Annotated in this window: 15 protein-coding genes; all 15 read left to right on the top strand. The window is 39.5% G+C overall.

Going from position 1 to position 17,895, the window contains the following annotated elements; all coding sequences use genetic code 11:
• Positions 1-42 precede the first annotated feature (42 nt).
• Complete coding sequence (gene fmt, locus FOL01_RS07225; protein WP_075270000.1) at positions 43-993, top strand: methionyl-tRNA formyltransferase; 951 nt, start codon at positions 43-45, stop codon at positions 991-993.
• Complete coding sequence (gene rsmB / locus FOL01_RS07220; RefSeq protein WP_075269999.1) at positions 986-2,356, top strand: 16S rRNA (cytosine(967)-C(5))-methyltransferase RsmB; 1,371 nt, start codon at positions 986-988, stop codon at positions 2,354-2,356. Before fmt ends, rsmB begins: the two co-directional genes overlap by 8 nt.
• A gap of 30 nt (positions 2,357-2,386) precedes the next feature.
• The gene (locus FOL01_RS07215) at positions 2,387-3,127 is read left to right on the top strand and encodes a Stp1/IreP family PP2C-type Ser/Thr phosphatase (protein WP_075269998.1); all 741 of its coding nucleotides are present in this window, start codon (positions 2,387-2,389) and stop codon (positions 3,125-3,127) included.
• Positions 3,128-5,065: a Stk1 family PASTA domain-containing Ser/Thr kinase gene (pknB, locus tag FOL01_RS07210; protein WP_075269997.1), complete on the top strand. Its 1,938-nt coding sequence runs from the start codon at positions 3,128-3,130 to the stop codon at positions 5,063-5,065.
• Between the two features lie 21 nt (positions 5,066-5,086).
• On the top strand, positions 5,087-6,001 hold the full coding sequence (gene rsgA, locus FOL01_RS07205) for a ribosome small subunit-dependent GTPase A (RefSeq protein WP_075269996.1): 915 nt from the start codon (positions 5,087-5,089) through the stop codon (positions 5,999-6,001).
• A gap of 26 nt (positions 6,002-6,027) precedes the next feature.
• Entirely contained in the window at positions 6,028-6,687 is a 660-nt protein-coding gene (gene rpe, locus FOL01_RS07200; protein WP_075269995.1) for a ribulose-phosphate 3-epimerase, read from the top strand.
• A complete protein-coding gene (locus FOL01_RS07195; RefSeq protein WP_075269994.1) occupies positions 6,687-7,355 on the top strand; it encodes a thiamine diphosphokinase in 669 nt (222 codons plus the stop codon). Before rpe ends, FOL01_RS07195 begins: the two co-directional genes overlap by 1 nt.
• A 122-nt stretch (positions 7,356-7,477) precedes the next feature.
• Complete coding sequence (locus tag FOL01_RS07190; RefSeq protein ID WP_075269993.1) at positions 7,478-7,678, top strand: large ribosomal subunit protein bL28; 201 nt, start codon at positions 7,478-7,480, stop codon at positions 7,676-7,678.
• Between the two features lie 127 nt (positions 7,679-7,805).
• Positions 7,806-8,168, top strand: coding sequence for an Asp23/Gls24 family envelope stress response protein (locus tag FOL01_RS07185; protein WP_075269992.1), 363 nt, complete (start codon positions 7,806-7,808; stop codon positions 8,166-8,168).
• A 24-nt stretch (positions 8,169-8,192) separates the two neighbouring features.
• On the top strand, positions 8,193-9,878 hold the full coding sequence (locus FOL01_RS07180; RefSeq protein ID WP_075269991.1) for a fatty acid kinase ATP-binding subunit FakA: 1,686 nt from the start codon (positions 8,193-8,195) through the stop codon (positions 9,876-9,878).
• 122 nt (positions 9,879-10,000) lie between these two features.
• Complete coding sequence (gene recG, locus FOL01_RS07175; protein ID WP_075269990.1) at positions 10,001-12,037, top strand: ATP-dependent DNA helicase RecG; 2,037 nt, start codon at positions 10,001-10,003, stop codon at positions 12,035-12,037.
• A 93-nt stretch (positions 12,038-12,130) separates the two neighbouring features.
• Positions 12,131-13,165, top strand: a complete 1,035-nt coding sequence (gene plsX / locus FOL01_RS07170; RefSeq protein ID WP_075269989.1) for a phosphate acyltransferase PlsX — start codon at positions 12,131-12,133, stop codon at positions 13,163-13,165.
• A gap of 66 nt (positions 13,166-13,231) precedes the next feature.
• Positions 13,232-13,474 carry an acyl carrier protein gene (gene acpP, locus FOL01_RS07165; RefSeq protein ID WP_075269988.1) on the top strand — a complete coding sequence of 81 codons (243 nt, stop codon included), beginning with the start codon at positions 13,232-13,234 and terminating at the stop codon, positions 13,472-13,474.
• A 144-nt stretch (positions 13,475-13,618) separates the two neighbouring features.
• Positions 13,619-14,317 carry a ribonuclease III gene (gene rnc, locus FOL01_RS07160; protein ID WP_075269987.1) on the top strand — a complete coding sequence of 233 codons (699 nt, stop codon included), beginning with the start codon at positions 13,619-13,621 and terminating at the stop codon, positions 14,315-14,317.
• Between the two features lie 9 nt (positions 14,318-14,326).
• On the top strand, positions 14,327-17,881 hold the full coding sequence (gene smc, locus FOL01_RS07155) for a chromosome segregation protein SMC (RefSeq protein ID WP_075269986.1): 3,555 nt from the start codon (positions 14,327-14,329) through the stop codon (positions 17,879-17,881).
• Positions 17,882-17,895: the final 14 nt, after the last annotated feature.

The raw sequence follows: 17,895 nt of genomic DNA, 5'->3' as shown, positions 1-17,895 counted from the left end.
ATGGTTGATATTATCATACATATAATAAAGGAGTTAAAAGCAATGACAAGTATTGTTTTCATGGGTACACCGGAATTTGCGGCCCCTATTTTACAAAGTTTAATTGATGATTCAGCTTATGATGTACTGGCTGTTTTGACACAACCAGATCGGCCGGTGGGACGTAAGCGTACGCTTAAACCAACACCAGTGAAAGAAGTAGCAGTGGCGGCTAATATTCCTGTATTACAACCAAATAAATTATCTGGTTCGGAAGAAATGGCACAAATTATTTCATTAGCACCCGATTTCATTATTACAGCTGCTTATGGCCAATTTTTACCAACCAAGCTATTAGCTGCTGCTAAAATGGGTGCTATTAATGTCCACGCATCATTACTACCTAAGTACCGTGGTGGGGCACCAATTCACTATGCTGTTTTAAATGGTGATGAAAAGACTGGGGTTACAATCATGTATATGATCAAAGCCATGGATGCGGGAGATATTATTGCGCAAGAAGAATTGCCAATTCTACCTGAAGACACTACTGGTTCACTGTTTGAGAAATTAAGTTTATTAGGTCGTGATTTATTATTAGTTACTTTGCCAAAATTAATTTCAGGGGATGTGACACCTGTACCACAAGATGTTGATAAAGTAAGCTTTTCACCCAATATTCAACCTGAGGAAGAGATTCTTGATTTTACAAAACCAGCTCAAGTTATCCATAATCATGTTAGAGGCTTGTTTCCATTTCCAATTGCCCACACATCAATTAACGGCACGCGGACGAAAATTCAACAAACACATCTGATTGATGAGACGACAGATGCAAAGCCGGGCACGGTTGTGAAAAAAGGAAAGCATGAACTATGGTTGGCGGCTGGCGATGGACATGTAATTGCAATTGATGAATTGCAGCCTGCTGGTAAGCCTAAAATGACAATCACAGCCTATCTAAATGGTCATGCAAATTTTGCAGAGGGAGATCAAGTAATTACTTATGAGTAAAAAAAGTAACCAAAAAATTGCTAATTGGGAATTGACTAACCCTCGTGCTTTATCGGTTCGTGTTTTAGAAAAAGTGCACAATGGGGCATATTCTAATTTGCAACTAGATAGTATGATTAAGCAAGCCAATTTGTCGGAGAAGAACGTTCATCTGTTGACAACGATGGTTTATGGTGTAATCCAACATCGATTAACTTTAGAGTACTGGCTAACACCATTTATTAAGCAACCACAGAAGCTGGATGCCTGGGTGCGTGAGTTATTGTATATTTCATTATTTCAGATGCAATATTTGGATAAAATTCCAGACCATGCAATTTTTGATGAGGCCATTAATATTGCAAAACGTCGTGGCCATGATGGTACGCGAAAGTTTGTTACAGGTGTTTTGCATGCAATCCAAAGGCAAGGTTTGGCCGACTTTGAAGGTATTGAAGAAGAAACGCAACGTTTATCAATCGAAACGTCGCTACCATTGTGGTTAATTGAAACGTTAAATAAACAGCTTGGTTGGTCTAAGACAGTTGCTATTGCATCGGCAATTAATGAAGCGCCAAAGCAATCAGTACGTGTAAACTATGAGCTGACTTCACCAGCAGCGGTGACGAAGTTGTTAGAAGACGATGGGTATCATGTGGCCTCTTCTGAAGTCACTCCTGATGCATTATTGGTTTCTGGTGGTCATGTTGCTGGCTCACAGGCTTTTCAAGATGGTTTGTTAACCCTACAGGATGAATCAGCAATGCTAATGGCTCCCAGTCTGGAGATTATGCCAGATAGTAAAGTGCTTGATGCTGCTGCTGCACCAGGTGGTAAAACGACACAAATTGCAACGTACCTGGACCAAGCACAAGGTGGCCATGTTGTCGCGTTAGACATTCATGATCACAAGGCTAAATTGATTAAAGAAAATGCCGATCGATTACATGTTGCAGACCGCATAGAAACACAAGTTTTGGATGCGCGCAAAGTGAGTGAAAAGTATGAAGATGAGACATTTGATCGCATCTTAGTGGATGCGCCTTGTTCAGGCTTTGGATTGTTACGACGGAAGCCAGAAATTAGGTATGAAAAAACATTACAAGATAGTTACCAATTACAGAAAATTCAACGTGCCATTTTAGAAGCAGTTGCAAGTAAGTTAAAAAAGGGTGGCCGTCTTGTTTACGGTACATGTACAATTTTGCAAACTGAAAATGAAGATGTTATCAATGACTTTTTAGCAAGCCATAGTGAGTTTAAATTAGTGCCTACTAAAACAGTCAATAACTTAGATGTTTTGGATGATCAAGGCATGTTACACGTGTACCCTGATGATTTTCAGTCAGATGGTTTCTTTATAGCGACATTAGTTAAACAATAATAGATTGTAGTGATGAAGGGATGATAAGATATGAAAATAGCATATGCATCTGACACTGGCCGTATGCGTGCCGAAAATCAAGATTATGTCAGTGTTTTTATCAATCAATCAGGTGCGCAGCTAGCTATTGTTGCTGATGGTGTTGGTGGCCAAAATGGTGGGGATGTTGCAGCGACGATGGCTGTTTCCCACATTGGTAATCAATGGCAACAATCAACGATTAACACAGTCGAAACAGCTAAGCAGTGGCTAATTGAACAGGTGAATAATGAAAATGACACAATTGTGAAGATGGCCCAACGTTATCGAACGCTAAATGGTATGGCAACAACTTTAGTGATTGCGGTAATATTGGCAAATCAACTAATAATTGCTAATATTGGTGATTCCAGAGCCTACGTCATTCGGCAACGTCAAATGAGACAATTAACAGTAGATCATAATTTGGCAAATGAATTGTTGCAAGAGGGTGCAATTACAGAAGATGAGGCAGTGACCCATCCTGGACGGCATTTAATTACACGTCAACTAGGTGTAACAGATGATTCAAAACCAGATTTATTTGCAATTAATTTATATCCTGATGACTATGTTTTGATGACGACAGATGGTATGCCGAAACATGTCAGTGACGAAAATATCTTACAAACGGTTTTATCAGCTAATGATATTGCTGATGCGGTTACGAAGTTAATTACAAGTACAAATAATGCTGGCGGATCAGACAATGTGACTGTACTTATTGGTCACCAAGAAAGTGAGGACTACTAAATGCGAATAGATCAATTAATTGGTGAACGATATCGCATTGTAGAACCACTTGGCGAAGGTGGTATGGCTAACGTTTATCGTGCGCATGATATTATTTTAGATCGAGATGTGTCGTTAAAGCTGATGCGTTTGGACATGCGAGATGATGAGGCTGTTCGTCGTCGTTTCAATAATGAAATTGCTGCGACATCAGCTATCTTGCACCCAAATATTATTCAAGTATACGATTATGGTGAGGAAGGTGGCTCACAGTATTTAGTAACTGAGTTTGTTTCAGGAATGGATTTAAAACGCTATATTGCAGAAAATTGGCCGATTCCAGTTAGTCGGATCGTTGATATTATGCAAGAGATTCTGGCTGGAATAGCAGTTGCCCATCAAGCTGGGATTATTCATCGCGATTTAAAACCGCAAAATATTTTAATCAGTAATGAAGGCGAAGCAAAAATTTCAGATTTTGGAATTGCTAGAGCACAGACATCATTTGGTATGACGCAAACAAATACAGCAATTGGGTCTGTCCATTATATGGCGCCTGAACAGGTTCGTGGTGAAGTTGCTTCTAATCGTAGTGATATTTATTCATTAGGAATTATGCTGTATGAAATGATTACCGGACATGTACCATTTGAAGGTGAAACGGCGGTTGCAATTGCCGTTAAGCACGCTCAAAATCCAATGCCATCGGTAAGAGAGGTCGATCCACGTGTGCCACAGGCGTTGGAAAATGTTATTTTCAAAGCAACAGCTAAAAGCCCGATGAGCAGATATACTTCAGCCCAAGCGATGTCAGATGATTTAGAGACTGTCTTGTCACCAAACCGAATCAATGAACCAGTTTGGCATGATCCTAATGATGCTGAGGAAGATGATACTGAGACCAAAGTTATTCCGTTGGCACAAATTAAGGAAGTGGCGAGTCAACGACCAGCTGAAACGAAAAAACCTGAACCACTTGTAAAAGAAAATCATGTAGACGCTAGTAAAAAGAAGCAACAATCTGCTGCTAAATCTAAAAACAAACGGCGTCGCCGATATATATGGTTAGCGTTACTAGCACTGGTGATTATAATTGGTGGCTTTGGTGTCTATGGTGCAATGCAACCAGATAATGTTCATGTTTCTGATGTACGCGGTATGACACAAGCGAATGCTGAAAAGACTTTGGATGAAGACGGGTTAAAGATGGGTGATATTACGACGAAGCATTCAAGTGATGTTGATCGTGGTAAGGTCATTCAAACTAAGCCAAAGGTCGGTAAAACAGTGGCAGCAAATTCAGTGATTGACTTAGTTGTTTCTAACGGACCAGCCAAAGTACGCTTTGGTGATTACGTCAATGAAAAGTACAGTACAGTTAGCGACAGACTAGAAGATAAAGGCTTTACAGTCACGAAAAAGGAAGAAGCCAGTGACACGGTACCAAAGGGCTACATTGTGTCACAAAACGTGGATGCAGAAGACAGTGTGGTACCAAGCAAAACTAAGGTAAAATTCAAAGTCTCAACTGGTCCAAAGAGCTATACGGTACCTAATTTTACTGGTAAGGCCCAAAGTACAGTTAGTGCCTGGGCGCAAAGTAATGGCGTATCAGTTGATTTTAATAGTGTTTATTCAAATAGTATTCCAGCTGGCTATGCCGTTTCGCAATCAATGACACCGGGTAGTAAGCTGACTAAAAGTGATGTCTTGCTAGTGACGATTTCAAATGGTCCAAATGAGGCATCTCATTCATCAAGTAGCGAATCAAAATTATCAAGCAATAATGATGATAGCAGTAGCGAGAGCGAAAGTGATAGTGATAGTGGACGCGAGAGTAGTAGTTCATCGCAAAATAGTTCATCAAGCAGTGAGTCTGAGGATACGACGTCTGATTCAACTAGTGAACCAGAATCAGAGAGTTCGCAATCATCTAGTTCATCATCAGAGTCAGATTAGTTAAATTAGATAGGAGTTTAGATGGCAGAATATCATGGACAAATTCAGCTAGCATTAGCGGGCTTTTATGATGTCTTAACAGCAGAGGGCAAAACTTTTCGAACCCGTGCGCGGGGAAATTTTCGTAAAAAATCCTTAAAACCATTGGTGGGTGATTGGGTCACTTTTAGTGCTGAAACAGCTACAGAAGGGTACATTCTTTCTATTGACGAACGAAAGAATAGTATTGTCCGTCCGCCAGTGGCTAATGTTGATCAAGTAATTATTGTTACGGCAGTGAAAATGCCGGATTGGTCAAGTAATTTGTTGGATCGTCAACTTGTCGCACTTGAAGAGAAAAGTATAGAACCAGTTATCTATTTTACGAAAACTGATTTACTGAATAGTGAAGAAAAAAAGATGTTTGCTACGATTGCTGATGGTTACCGTCAGATTGGTTATCAAGTTATCTTACCAGAAGAGGCTTTTGATGAAACGAGTCTTGATCAGGTTGAGCAGCTACTAGCAGATAAATTAACTGTTTTAATGGGACAAACTGGTGCTGGAAAAAGTACGCTACTGAATCATATTTCACCAGCGCTTAATTTAGCTACTGGTGAGGTATCACAGGCGTTGAGTCGTGGTCGTCATACGACTCGCCAAGTTGCATTAATTAATTTGTTTGGTGGCTTTGTAGCCGATACACCAGGTTTTTCAGCCTTTGAAGTTTTTGATATGCCTGCCCGCGAATTGGGACAGTATTTTCGAGACTTCAACCATTTTTCAAGTAACTGTCGATTTCGAGGTTGTGTTCATTTGAATGAGCCTGGTTGTGCAGTTAAAGAAGCTGTGGCTGAAGGGAAAATTATGGCTAGCAGATATGAGAATTATAAATTATTTTATGATTTGATTGCGGGTCGACGCCCGGTTTATAATAAACATGATAAAAAACATTAGTAGTACTTTTAAAGAGGGTAAAAATTATGACAATTAAAGTTGCACCATCTATTTTAGCTGCGGATTACTTGAATTTAGCCCATGATGTAGCATTAGTGGAAAATGCAGGGGCCGAGTTATTACACATTGATGTGATGGACGGTTCATTTGTACCAGCTATCGCCTATGGACCAAATTGGGTAAAAGCATTGCGTAAAGTAAGTAATATGACACTGGACGTTCACTTAATGGCCGTTGAACCTGAACGCTATATTGATGAGTTTGCGGCTGCTGGTGCAGATATTATTGGTGTGCATTATGAAGCAACGAACCATATTCATCGTGCATTGCAACAAATTAAAGGCCATGGTATCAAAGCAGAAGTTGTCATTAACCCCGGTACAGCAGTTTCTTTGATTGAACCAGTTTTGTATATGGTTGATCAAGTATTGGTAATGACTGTTAACCCTGGGTTTGGTGGTCAAAAGTTCCTACCTGAAATGATCGAGAAAATCGCTACTTTGGATCAAATTAAACGTGAAAAGGGCTATGATTTCGACATTGAAATTGATGGTGGTGCTAATGATGAAACGACTAAGATGGCTTATGACGCCGGCGCAACGGTAGCAGTAGCTGGTTCTTATGTTTATGATAAAGTGGATCCTGCAGCCAAGATTGCAAAATTGAAGGAAGTTACGGCTGACTAATGAAACGAATACGTTTGTTGATTGGTGGACCAGTAACAGAATGGCCAGATGATTTAAAAAGCGGGCGACTTGCCGGACCATGGGCGGCTGCAGACCGTGGGTCCTTGCGCTTGTTGAATTTGGGACAAATTCCAATTTTAACAGTTGGCGATTTTGACTCCGTAACTACGGAAGAACAACAAAAGTTAGTTGATCAATTACCTAAAATTGTTAGTGTTAAGCCTGAAAAGGATGACACGGATACCGAATTATTGTTAAGTCTGGTTGAAAAAAATTACCAACCAGACGAAATTGAAATTTATGGTGCAACGGGTGGTCGTATAGATCAATTATTATCGAATATTTGGATTTTTACGCAACCACGTTTTTCAGCCATTGTTGAAAAAATTACGATAATCGATCGAATTAATCGCATTTCATTCTTTTTACCAGGTGAGCATACGATTGAAAAAGAGCCAACGATGAAGTATCTTGGTTTCATGCCATTAACACCAGTTAGTGGTTTGACGTTAGACGATGAAAAATACCGATTAACTAACTGGTCAGGAAATCCATTTTCGTTTTCTTCAAATGAGTTTGACGGTACAGTTAACCATTTTTCTTTTAAAAGTGGTATCGTGGCTGTTATCCAAAGCCGAGACTTAATTGGGCAAACTGCTGATCAGTAAAAAAACTGTAAAGTAAAAATACTTTACAGAAAACCCTTGCTTATTGTGTAAGGGTTTGGTATTATTATTCAAGTAAATAAAAGCACTGAATTTAAAAGAGCTTAAGATTGGAGGGTAAACATATGGCAGTTGATGTAGTCAATGGAAAGCGTACTCGTTTTAGTAAGCAACGTTCACACGCCCTTAACTCAAGTAATCGTAGCTGGAAGCCTAACTTGCAAAAAGTAACGGTTAAGATTAACGGTTCAGCACCTAAGAAGGTGTACCTATCAGCTCGTACTTTGAAGGCTGGTTTGAAGAACGGTTCAATTGAGCGTGTATAAGATAAAAAGCTGCCGTTTGGTAGCTTTTTTCTTTTATACGGCATAAAAATGATTGCGGCGATTACTAGCCGGTACTAATGCCAAGCTTGTGGTAGAATAGTATTAGCTTTATATGGAGGTCATTCTAATGGCAGTAAAGATCCAAACAGCACAAGGTGCTATTGAAATTGAAAATGACGTCATTGCAACGATTGTAGGTGGGGCAACAACTGATAACTATGGTGTTGTCGGTATGGCTAGTCAAAATCCGTTGCGTGATGGTGTGAATCAGATATTGAACGGTGATAACTTCTCAAAGGGTGTTGTTGTTCGCCAACAAGATGGTGGTGTCACGGTAGATGTTCATATTATTGTTGGATATGGCATGAAAATTTCCGAAATTTCTAAGAGTGTACAATCACGTGTTAAAAATGATTTGAACGTTATGTTAGGCATTGTTGCTAGTGAGGTAAATGTGACGGTTCAAGGCGTACGTATGCTAGGGGATTAGCCTGGTTATAAGGAGTTAAATACTGTGGAAGTTGTAACGACAATTACCAACGATGAGTTTGGTAAAATGATTAACGCAGCAGCGGATGCGTTAAAAAATAATGCGGAAAAAATAAATAAATTGAATGTTTTCCCCGTTCCTGACGGAGATACAGGAACCAATATGACTTTGTCGATGGCTAGTGGTGCCGAGTACGAACGTAATGAAAATGATACCCATCTCGGTAAGTTAGCTCAAGCAACGGCAAAAGGTCTATTGATGGGAGCTCGTGGAAACTCGGGAGTTATTTTGTCTCAAATATTCCGTGGTTTTGCGGCTAAAATTGCTGATAAGCAAACGTTGTCAGCTCGTGATTTAGCGGATGCCTTGATGGGTGGTGCTGAAACAGCTTATAAAGCTGTTATGAAGCCAACTGAAGGAACTATTTTAACAGTTATTCGTGAGGCCGCTTCAGCCGCAAATCAGACAGCGAAAAAAACTGATGATGCTACCCAGGTCTTGGGTGATGCATTAGAGGCAGCTGAAAAAGCTCTTGCCTCAACGCCAGAATTATTGCCAGTTTTAAAAGAAGTTGGTGTTGTTGATTCTGGTGGTCAAGGACTAGTGATTGTTTTGAGTGCTTTTTACGCCGTATTGTCTGGTCAAGAAGTAAAAACCGAGTTAGACAATGCTAATCTTGATGCGATGGTTCTTTCATTACACAACGCTGGTGTGCAAGGTGAATTGAATCCAGAAGATATCCAGTATGGTTACTGTACTGAAATTATGGTGGATATTGCTAAGGGAACGACCTATAATCAGAAATTTGATTATGATACATTTTATAATCATCTTGCTGGTTTGGGTGACTCATTACTTGTCATTAACGATGATGATGTTGTCAAAGTTCACGTTCATACAGAGGACCCAGGTGATGTTATTAACTGGGGAACCCAATTTGGGTCACTACGTAAAGTTAAAGTAGATAATATGCGTAATCAGCAAGCTGAAGCAGCTAGTGTTGCAGCTGAACAAAAGTCTCAATCAGCTGATGAAGGTAGTGAAAATGGCCCTGAAATAGCAATTATTACAACTGCTGCAGGGGAAGGTATCAAAGAAATTTTCGCTTCTGCAGGAGCAACTGTCATTATTGATAGTAAACAAGCACCTGCAACACAAGATTTGTTGCAGGCCATTAAAGATAGTCATGCGGCAAGTGCAATTATATTGCCTAATGATGGTAATATCTTTATGGCAGCTGAACAGGCTGTTTCTCTAGCCGATGTACCTGTTAAAGTCGTGAAAACGAAGACGATTCAACAAGGATTGACAGCGCTTGTTCTAGGATATGACCAATTGAAGTCACTTGATGAGAACGAAGCAGCTATGTCTGCAATGATTCCTGAAGTTAAGTCTGGATCGGTGACGACTTCTGTTCGTGATACAACGATTAATGGGTTATCTATCCAAGCTGGGGATGCCATTGGTCTATTAGACGGCGAAATCGTTGTTGCAGTTCCCGATGCAAATGTTGATCAAGCTGCGTCAGAATTGTTGGCAAAAATGGTCGATGAAGATTCAGAAGTGGTTACGATTTATTATGGTCAGGATGCAACAGCTAATGCAGCTGAAGCGCTACAGACAGCTGGTGAAGCACTAGATGATGAATTAGAATTTGAAATTCATGATGGTGGTCAACCACTATACCCAATTTTGCTATCAGTTGAATAGTGATCTAATGTGTTATTCAGTTTAAATGCACAATAAAAAACATGTCAGAATTTATTTAAAAGGTCTTTGGTGCATAAGTTACTAAGGACCTTTTAGTCGTTTAGTCAGAAAGGAGGGGGAATATGCCAAGCTTAATGGATAGTATTGCAGAATTGTCAGGTGTTGGTCCAAAACGTGAACAAGCCCTTAACAAATTGGGTGTGTTTACAATTGATGATTTATTAACGTATTATCCAAGGCGTTACAATGATTTAGCACAAAAATTACCTTCTGAAACGCTGGATGGCGAAAAAGTAACGTTTAAAGGCTTGGTCACGTCCCCGCCAGTTGTTAGCCGGATGGGGTTTAAAAAGACACGCTTAACCTTTAGGCTAACGGTATCGCATGATACGATTCAAATTTCTTTTTTTAACCAGCCTTGGTTAAAGAAAAATATTGTGGTTGGTGAAGAAGTTGCGGTTTATGGCACGTATAGTAAGACTCATCAAAGTTTATCGGCTATTAAAATCATGCCTAAAAACAACGAAAATGAGTTAGAAGCTATTTATCCTTCTTCAAAGGAGATAAAGGCAGGTACGATTAAAGATTTAGTCTTTCAGGCCTTAGGTAAATATGGTGACTTACTGACACAGGAAATTGTGCCAGCAGATATTCGACGTAGATACCGCTTATTGAATTATCACGATACCATTTTTGGTATGCATGCACCTGATGATGAAATCATGGCCGAAAAAGCGCGTCGTACTGCATCGTTTATGGAATTTTTTGTTTTTCAAATGCGGTTGCAAGTTATCAAACAGATGGATCGACAAAATCAAGGACGTTCAGTGGACTTTGATAACCAAAAGTTAAAGGCGTTTATTAAGACTTTGCCCTTTGAATTAACAACTGCACAAAAAAAGGTCGTCAACGAAATTGTGCGTGATATGCGAAGACCTGTACATATGAATCGTTTGCTACAAGGTGATGTCGGGTCAGGAAAGACAGTTGTTGCTGCACTAGCGATGTACGCAACGATTACTGCTGGGATGCAGGCAACTTTAATGGCTCCAACTGAAATTCTGGCACAACAACATGCGCGCACGATAGGAAATTATTTTAATCCAAATGAAGTTCGCGTCGAAATATTAACAGGGGCGACTAAAGCGGCAGCTCGGCGACAAATATTATCAGATTTAGCGGATGGTGATATTGATATTTTGATTGGAACACATGCGTTGATTCAACCAGATATTGCGTTTCACAATCTTGGCCTGGCAGTTATCGATGAACAGCATCGTTTTGGTGTGCAGCAACGGGCAACCCTGCGAAAAGTAGGAGTCAACCCAGATATTTTGGCTATGACTGCGACACCGATTCCACGAACTTTAGCTATTACAGCATATGGTGAAATGGATGTGTCGATTATTGATCAATTACCAGCCGGTCGTAAACCAATTAAAACGTATTGGTTACGTCATAATAAATTCGAAAAGGCTATTCAGTTTGTTAAAGAGCAGCTAGCGACGGGTGCCCAAGCTTATGTTGTGACACCCTTAATTGAGGAATCTGAAACGTTGGATGTTCAAAATGCGCAAGCGGTTTATGAAGAACTGTCGGCCTACTTTTCTCCTAAGTTTAACGTTGGTTTATTACACGGACGGTTATCGAATGAAGAAAAAGATAGTATTATGGCAGCGTTTAAAGCGAACCAATTTCAGGTTTTGGTGGCAACAACCGTGATTGAAGTTGGTGTTGATGTGTCAAATGCAACCATGATGTTGATTCTGGATGCTGATCGATTTGGCTTATCGCAACTGCATCAATTACGTGGTCGAGTTGGGCGTGGTGAACGGCAAGCATATACTTTCTTAGTAAGCGACCCCAAAACTCAGTATGGTATTGATCGTATGGAAGCGATGGTTGAGACGACCGACGGGTTCGTCTTAGCTCAAGAGGACTTAGAATTACGTGGTGCAGGTGATGTTTTAGGAAATCGTCAATCAGGTGTACCAGAGTTTAGAGTTGGTGACCCCATTGCTGACTTGGCTATGATGAACGTTGCCCAGGAAGAAGCGATTGAAATTGTTTCACAGCCTGATTGGGATAAATCATCAGAGATGGCCGGATTAGCTGAAATGTTATCAGAAACAATGGGTCGATATAGTAATTTTGATTAAAAGTTACTTTATATTTTTACCAGAAAGATAAAATGTGTTACATTTTATAGTATTGCAATTATAAAAAGAAATAAATCCGTGAGGGAGTCAATTATGTATAAAATTGCTGTTGATGCAATGGGTGGAGACAATGCACCCGAAGCGATCGTAGCTGGTATTGAACAAGCACGTGATAAAATGCCGGATACAGAATTTTTGCTATTTGGTCAATTAGATAAAGTAAAGCCATTAGTGAAAAATGAAGAACGTTTGACGTTAATACAATCTGATGAAGTCGTAGAGATGGGTGAAGAACCAGTTAAAGCCATTCGTCGTAAAAAGCAAAGCTCTTTAGTTATGGCAGCACAAGCTGTTAAAGATGGGGAAGCAGAAGCGATCTTTTCAGCCGGAAATACTGGTGCCTTACTAGCGGTCGGTATTTTCACGGTAGGTCGGATACGCGGCATTGACCGTCCAGCGCTATTGACAGTTTTACCAGCGCTTGATGGTCCACATGATGCCTTTGCTATGATGGACGTTGGTGCGAATGCTGAAAACCGCTCAACTCATTTATATCAATATGGTATTTTAGGCTCATTCTATGCGCAAGAGGTTCTAGGGTATGATAATCCGCGTGTTGGACTATTGAATAATGGTGCCGAAGAAGATAAGGGTGATCCAATTCATAAAGAAGCACATCAACTGTTAAAGCATGGTGCATCACAGTCTTATTTGAATTTCGTAGGAAATGTAGAATCTCGTGACCTGCTACAAGGTCCAGCAGATGTTGTGGTTGCCGATGGATTTTCAGGTAATGCAGCTTTGAAGGCAACTGAAGGAACAGCTCTTGCAATGCTACGCTTAATTAAGCATGCTATTCTAGACGGTAATGTCAAAACTAAATTAGCTGGATTAATGTTGAAACCAGCCATGAAAGACATTCAGTCACAGTTAGACTATTCGCAACATGGTGGAGCAGTCGTTATTGGAGTTAAAGCACCAGTTGTTAAAACTCACGGTTCGGCTGGGCCTAGTGCAGTTGCCAACACAATGGGACAGATACATACTATGTTAGAAACTGACCTTGTTTCAAAGACAGAGGCATTTGTTGCAGAGCATAAGTCTGATTTGTCAAAATCGGCTGAGTAGATTAGACGTTGCGATAAAAATAAGATACGCTTAGGATAAATGATTTAAGAATAGGAAGTAGTTATCATGGAACGACAGGAAATTTTAGATAAGGTAATCACATTAGTTGCTGATCATTTTGAATTAGATCCAGCTAGTATAACTGGTGAAACTAACTTAACAAAAGATATTGATGCAGACTCAATTGACTTTGTTGAATTAGTCTTAGAAATGGAAGACGAATTTGGTGCTGAAATTTCAGACGAGGACGCCGAAAAGTTAATTACAGTTAATAATACTGTTGATTACATTGCAGCACGCGCTAAGTAAATTTGTTAATTGTCATATTAAAATAGGCAATAGCATATAAACTGAGGTAGAAGAAATTCTATCTCAGTTTTTTTACTAAAAAATAATATAGGTAATTAATGTCTGGTATAATAGAAAGGTGTATATATAAAAGAAGGTAGGACTATGTTTAAACAATTACAAGCAGACTTAGCAAAAGAACACCACATTCATTTTAATGACTTAAAGTTGTTGGAAGAAGCGCTAACACAAGCAAACTATATCAATGAGCACCCGGGTTACACTGGGGGCGATTATCAACGTCTTGAGTTTTTAGGAGACGCTATTATGCAACAATCCACGGCGGTCTACTTATTTAAACGTTTTCCAAACTGGGATGAAGGTCGATTGACAGAGTTGAGGATTTCAATGGTCCAAACAAGGGCGTTCGCAGCTTTGTCACGTGAGTTGCATCTAGATCGTTATGTGCAATTAGGTCGTGGAGAAGAATTATCTGGGGCCCGAAATCGAGATTCATTGTTAGAAGATTTATGGGAAGCATTCATCGGTGCTTTGTTCTTAGATCAAGGACAAAAAGTTGTTATGGACTTTTTGAAAGAAATTATGTTTGTCAAGATTGATGAAGGTTTCTATGATCAATTTGTAGATTATAAATCTAAATTACAAGAATTTTTGCAACGACATGGAACAGTTAAAATTTCTTATGAAAAGCTTGATGAGCGAGCTATTTCTAATAATGAACAAGTCTTTACGATACAAGTATCCGTTGATGGTAAACCATTAGCAACTGGTGAAGGTAAATCTACCAAGGACGCTGAAAAAGCGGCTGCCCGAAAAGCTTACCAAACTTTAATGAACAACTAGGACTATGAAATGAAATTAAAAACTTTGGAAATAACTGGTTTTAAGTCGTTTGCTGAACGAACTAAAATTGAATTTATGCCAGGTATTACCGGGGTTGTCGGCCCCAATGGATCAGGAAAATCAAATATTATTGAAGCAATTCGCTGGGTAATGGGTGAACAGTCTGCCAAGGGATTACGCGGTGATAAAATGGCCGATGTTATTTTTGGTGGTACGTCAGAAAGGGCGCCTTTAAATCGTGCTGAAGTTGCGATAACTTTTGATAATACTGACCATTATTTAAATTCAGATTATTCAGAAATCACAATCACACGAACGTTATACCGCAATGGTGATTCAAACTATCAAATCAATGGGGTTCAGGTACGGCTGAAGGACATTCATGAATTGTTTATGGATTCAGGGCTAGGCCGTGAAAGCTTTTCTATTATTTCACAAGGGCGTGTTGAAAGTATTTTTAGCGCGAAACCAGTTGAACGACGCAGTATTATTGAAGATGTTGCGGGTGTTTATAAATATAAACAAAATAAAGATAAAGCAGAAAAAGAACTAGGCGATGTCCATGATAATTTAACGCGTATTACAGATATTTTGTATGAATTACAAGGACGCGTTGAACCATTGGCGCAAGAATCAGCAAAAGCGCAAGATTATTTAACAACCAAAGCCTCTTATGATCAGTTGGATCAATCACGAATTGTGCTTGAGTTACTTGATTGGTATCAAGAAAAAGATGAGTTAACGACCAAATTAACAACAGTTCAAGATGACTATGATACGCAACAAAAGGTTGTGAATACTAAGAAAAAAGGGCTGGAAAAATTTAGGCAAGAACAAATTGCGTTAAATGAAAAACAACAAAAACTGCAAGAAGTCTTGTTAGAAAGTATCAAGCAAGTTGAACAATTGACTGGTGAACAAAATTTGCAGTCAGAACGTCTTAAAAATCGAACTGAAACAATGACTGACTTAAATAATCGTTTAACAGTAGCAACTGAGCGTTTAACTTCACTTGATGAAACATATCAAACATGTTTACAAGAGCTAACGGATCAGCAGGCTAAGTATACGCATTATCAACAAGCAATCCAGCAAGCAACTGATAGTCATCCGCGAACTAAATTAGCAAAGCTCAATACCACTATTGAGCAAGTTCGTCATGATTTAGTTGCTATTATGCAAGATTTAACGAGTGCTAAAAATGAGCAGAATTATTTAGCTCAAGAAAACCAACGTAGTGATGCAGAATCATTACGACTACGCCAACGCCAAGCGAAAATCGATCAACGGTTAGCTGATGCGAACAGTCTGGTTGAAGAGCAAAATCAACATGTTGATCAGACAGAGAAAACATTAACCGAGGCTCAAAGGTCATTTGAAGAACTTAAGAAAAAAGGCCAAGAGTTGGAGCAACAACGTAATACTGAGCGACAAGCTTGGTTTACAAAGATGGAGCAGGAACAACGGTTAAGTACACGTTTGCAATCGTTACAACACTTATCAGAAAATTACGATGGTTATTATCAAGGTGTTAAGAACTTGATGAAGGCGCAACAGCAATTTGAAGGCATTCAAGATGTTATTGCGAACTTGATTTCGGTTGATGATCAACACCGGGTTGCCATTGAAACAGCATTAGGATCAGCATTGCAACATGTTGTTGTTCAAAATGAACAGGCTGGAAAGTCGGCCATTCAATATTTGGCTAAACATCGTTTAGGGCGGGTTACTTTTTTGCCACAAACGACCATTAAAGCACGTCAGTTACCTGATTATCAGATAGCAACGGTTCAGAACCTACCTGGATTTGTGGGGGTTGCATCAAGCTTAGTGACAACAGCAGCGGCCTATCAAAATATTATTGCGAACCTATTAGGAACCACAGTGGTTGTTACCGATATGTCAGCAGCTATTCCGATGGCTAAGCAATTAAAACATCGTGTCCGTTTAGTTACTTTGGATGGACAAATCATGAATGCTGGTGGATCAATGACCGGAGGAGCCACGCGTCAGCATGGTAATGGTTTACTTTCGCAAAAAACTGAAATCGACCAATTAACGAAACAAGAGTCTGAATTACATCAGGCTACGCTGGCTCTAGAACAGCAAGTTAAACAAATCGATCAGCAGCTTAAGGAAGTTACAGAAGCGTTCAATCAACAGCAGGCACGAGTGTTATCAGCTAACGAAGAATGGCAAAATAATAAGGCTAATTTACAATTAGCAAAATCAACGCTCAAACAAGTCAAAAAGGAGCAGGCTGCGTTACAATATGACTATCAGTTGGCTGCTGATTCTCAGCACAAGAAAGCATCTGTTGATCAAAACGAACAGTCTATTGCTGAGTTGTCTGCGCAACAACAAAAATTGCAACAGAATTTGGATGACTATTTGCGGCAACGGTCGGACCTGGAATTTGAGATTGCACAAGCAGATCAGCAAATCAGTGACTTCAAATCAGCTTTTGCTAAAGCTGAGGCAACGTTATCTTCATTGACTACTCGAAAAAAAGACTTACTTGAGCAGAAAAATGCTGAACAAGATCAGGTTAAAACCATTCAGCGGCAAATTACTGATTTGAAGCAAGATAAGAATGATGTTCAAAAACGTTTGGCACAACAACTAAAAGATGTGCAACAACAGAAAATGACCGCCGAACAGGATTTGGAAACGCTAAAATTTGAGTTACAGCAAGTTCAGGAGCAATATGATACAACGAACAGTGAATTAAGTATTATCCAAGATACAGTTAGTGAAATGCTGACGAAGATTTCGCAATACAATGGTCGTTTGGGTGAACTCCGATCATCTATTAATACTAATGAACAGTTGCTAGAAACAACTTATGACACGTCATTTGAGTTTGCAAAATCTGAGATGTTAAATCTTGACATTGCGACAATTAGGACAAAGTTGAAATTGTTAAAACAAGGCTTGGATGAAATTGGTCATGTTAATTTGAATGCTATCGATGAGTATAAAACTGTTAAAGAACGGTATGATTTTCTGACACAACAAAAGCAAGACCTAATTGCGGCTAAAGATAATTTACAAGAGACAATGTCCGAGATGGATACGGAAGTGATTACACGATTCCAATCAACATTTGATGCAATTGCAGAACAGTTTGCTAAAATCTTTGTTAAGATGTTTGGTGGCGGGCAAGCCTCATTGGTCCTAACAGACCCAGAACATTTATTAACCACTGGTATTGATATTAAGGCGCAACCACCTGGAAAAAAGTTCCAACAAATGAGCTTGTTATCAGGCGGTGAAAAAGCGCTAACCGCAATTAGCTTATTATTCGCAATTCTTGCGGTTAGGCCAGTGCCTTTTGCAATTCTTGATGAAACTGAAGCTGCGTTAGACGAGGCGAATGTTGATAGATTTGCACGTTATCTTCATGAAGTAAACCATCGTACACAGTTTATTGTCATCACCCATCGAAAAGGAACTATGACGGAAGCAGATGTGCTTTACGGTGTAACAATGCAAGAGCCAGGAGTCTCAACCATGGTTTCAGTTAATTTGACTGATCTGGATGAAACACTGGTAGAAAACTAGGGGGATATGAATAA

This window comes from Weissella thailandensis (assembly GCF_001932615.1).
Taxonomy (GTDB): Bacteria; Bacillota; Bacilli; order Lactobacillales; family Lactobacillaceae; genus Weissella; species Weissella thailandensis.
The sequence above is the reverse complement of the archived record's forward strand: the minus strand, read 5'-3'. Positions and strand labels throughout refer to the sequence as shown.

Excerpts from the sequence above, each read along its gene's own strand:
- FOL01_RS07190 (WP_075269993.1), top strand. The coding sequence starts at position 7,478 with ATGGCAGTTGATGTAGTCAATGGAAAGCGTACTCGTTTTAGTAAGCAA.
- FOL01_RS07195 (WP_075269994.1), top strand. The coding sequence starts at position 6,687 with ATGAAACGAATACGTTTGTTGATTGGTGGACCAGTAACAGAATGGCCA.
- rsgA (WP_075269996.1), top strand. The coding sequence starts at position 5,087 with ATGGCAGAATATCATGGACAAATTCAGCTAGCATTAGCGGGCTTTTAT.
- FOL01_RS07215 (WP_075269998.1), top strand. The coding sequence starts at position 2,387 with ATGAAAATAGCATATGCATCTGACACTGGCCGTATGCGTGCCGAAAAT.
- acpP (WP_075269988.1), top strand. The coding sequence starts at position 13,232 with ATGGAACGACAGGAAATTTTAGATAAGGTAATCACATTAGTTGCTGAT.
- fmt (WP_075270000.1), top strand. The coding sequence starts at position 43 with ATGACAAGTATTGTTTTCATGGGTACACCGGAATTTGCGGCCCCTATT.
- rpe (WP_075269995.1), top strand. The coding sequence starts at position 6,028 with ATGACAATTAAAGTTGCACCATCTATTTTAGCTGCGGATTACTTGAAT.
- recG (WP_075269990.1), top strand. The coding sequence starts at position 10,001 with ATGCCAAGCTTAATGGATAGTATTGCAGAATTGTCAGGTGTTGGTCCA.
- smc (WP_075269986.1), top strand. The coding sequence starts at position 14,327 with ATGAAATTAAAAACTTTGGAAATAACTGGTTTTAAGTCGTTTGCTGAA.
- rsmB (WP_075269999.1), top strand. The coding sequence starts at position 986 with ATGAGTAAAAAAAGTAACCAAAAAATTGCTAATTGGGAATTGACTAAC.
- plsX (WP_075269989.1), top strand. The coding sequence starts at position 12,131 with ATGTATAAAATTGCTGTTGATGCAATGGGTGGAGACAATGCACCCGAA.
- pknB (WP_075269997.1), top strand. The coding sequence starts at position 3,128 with ATGCGAATAGATCAATTAATTGGTGAACGATATCGCATTGTAGAACCA.
- FOL01_RS07185 (WP_075269992.1), top strand. The coding sequence starts at position 7,806 with ATGGCAGTAAAGATCCAAACAGCACAAGGTGCTATTGAAATTGAAAAT.
- rnc (WP_075269987.1), top strand. The coding sequence starts at position 13,619 with ATGTTTAAACAATTACAAGCAGACTTAGCAAAAGAACACCACATTCAT.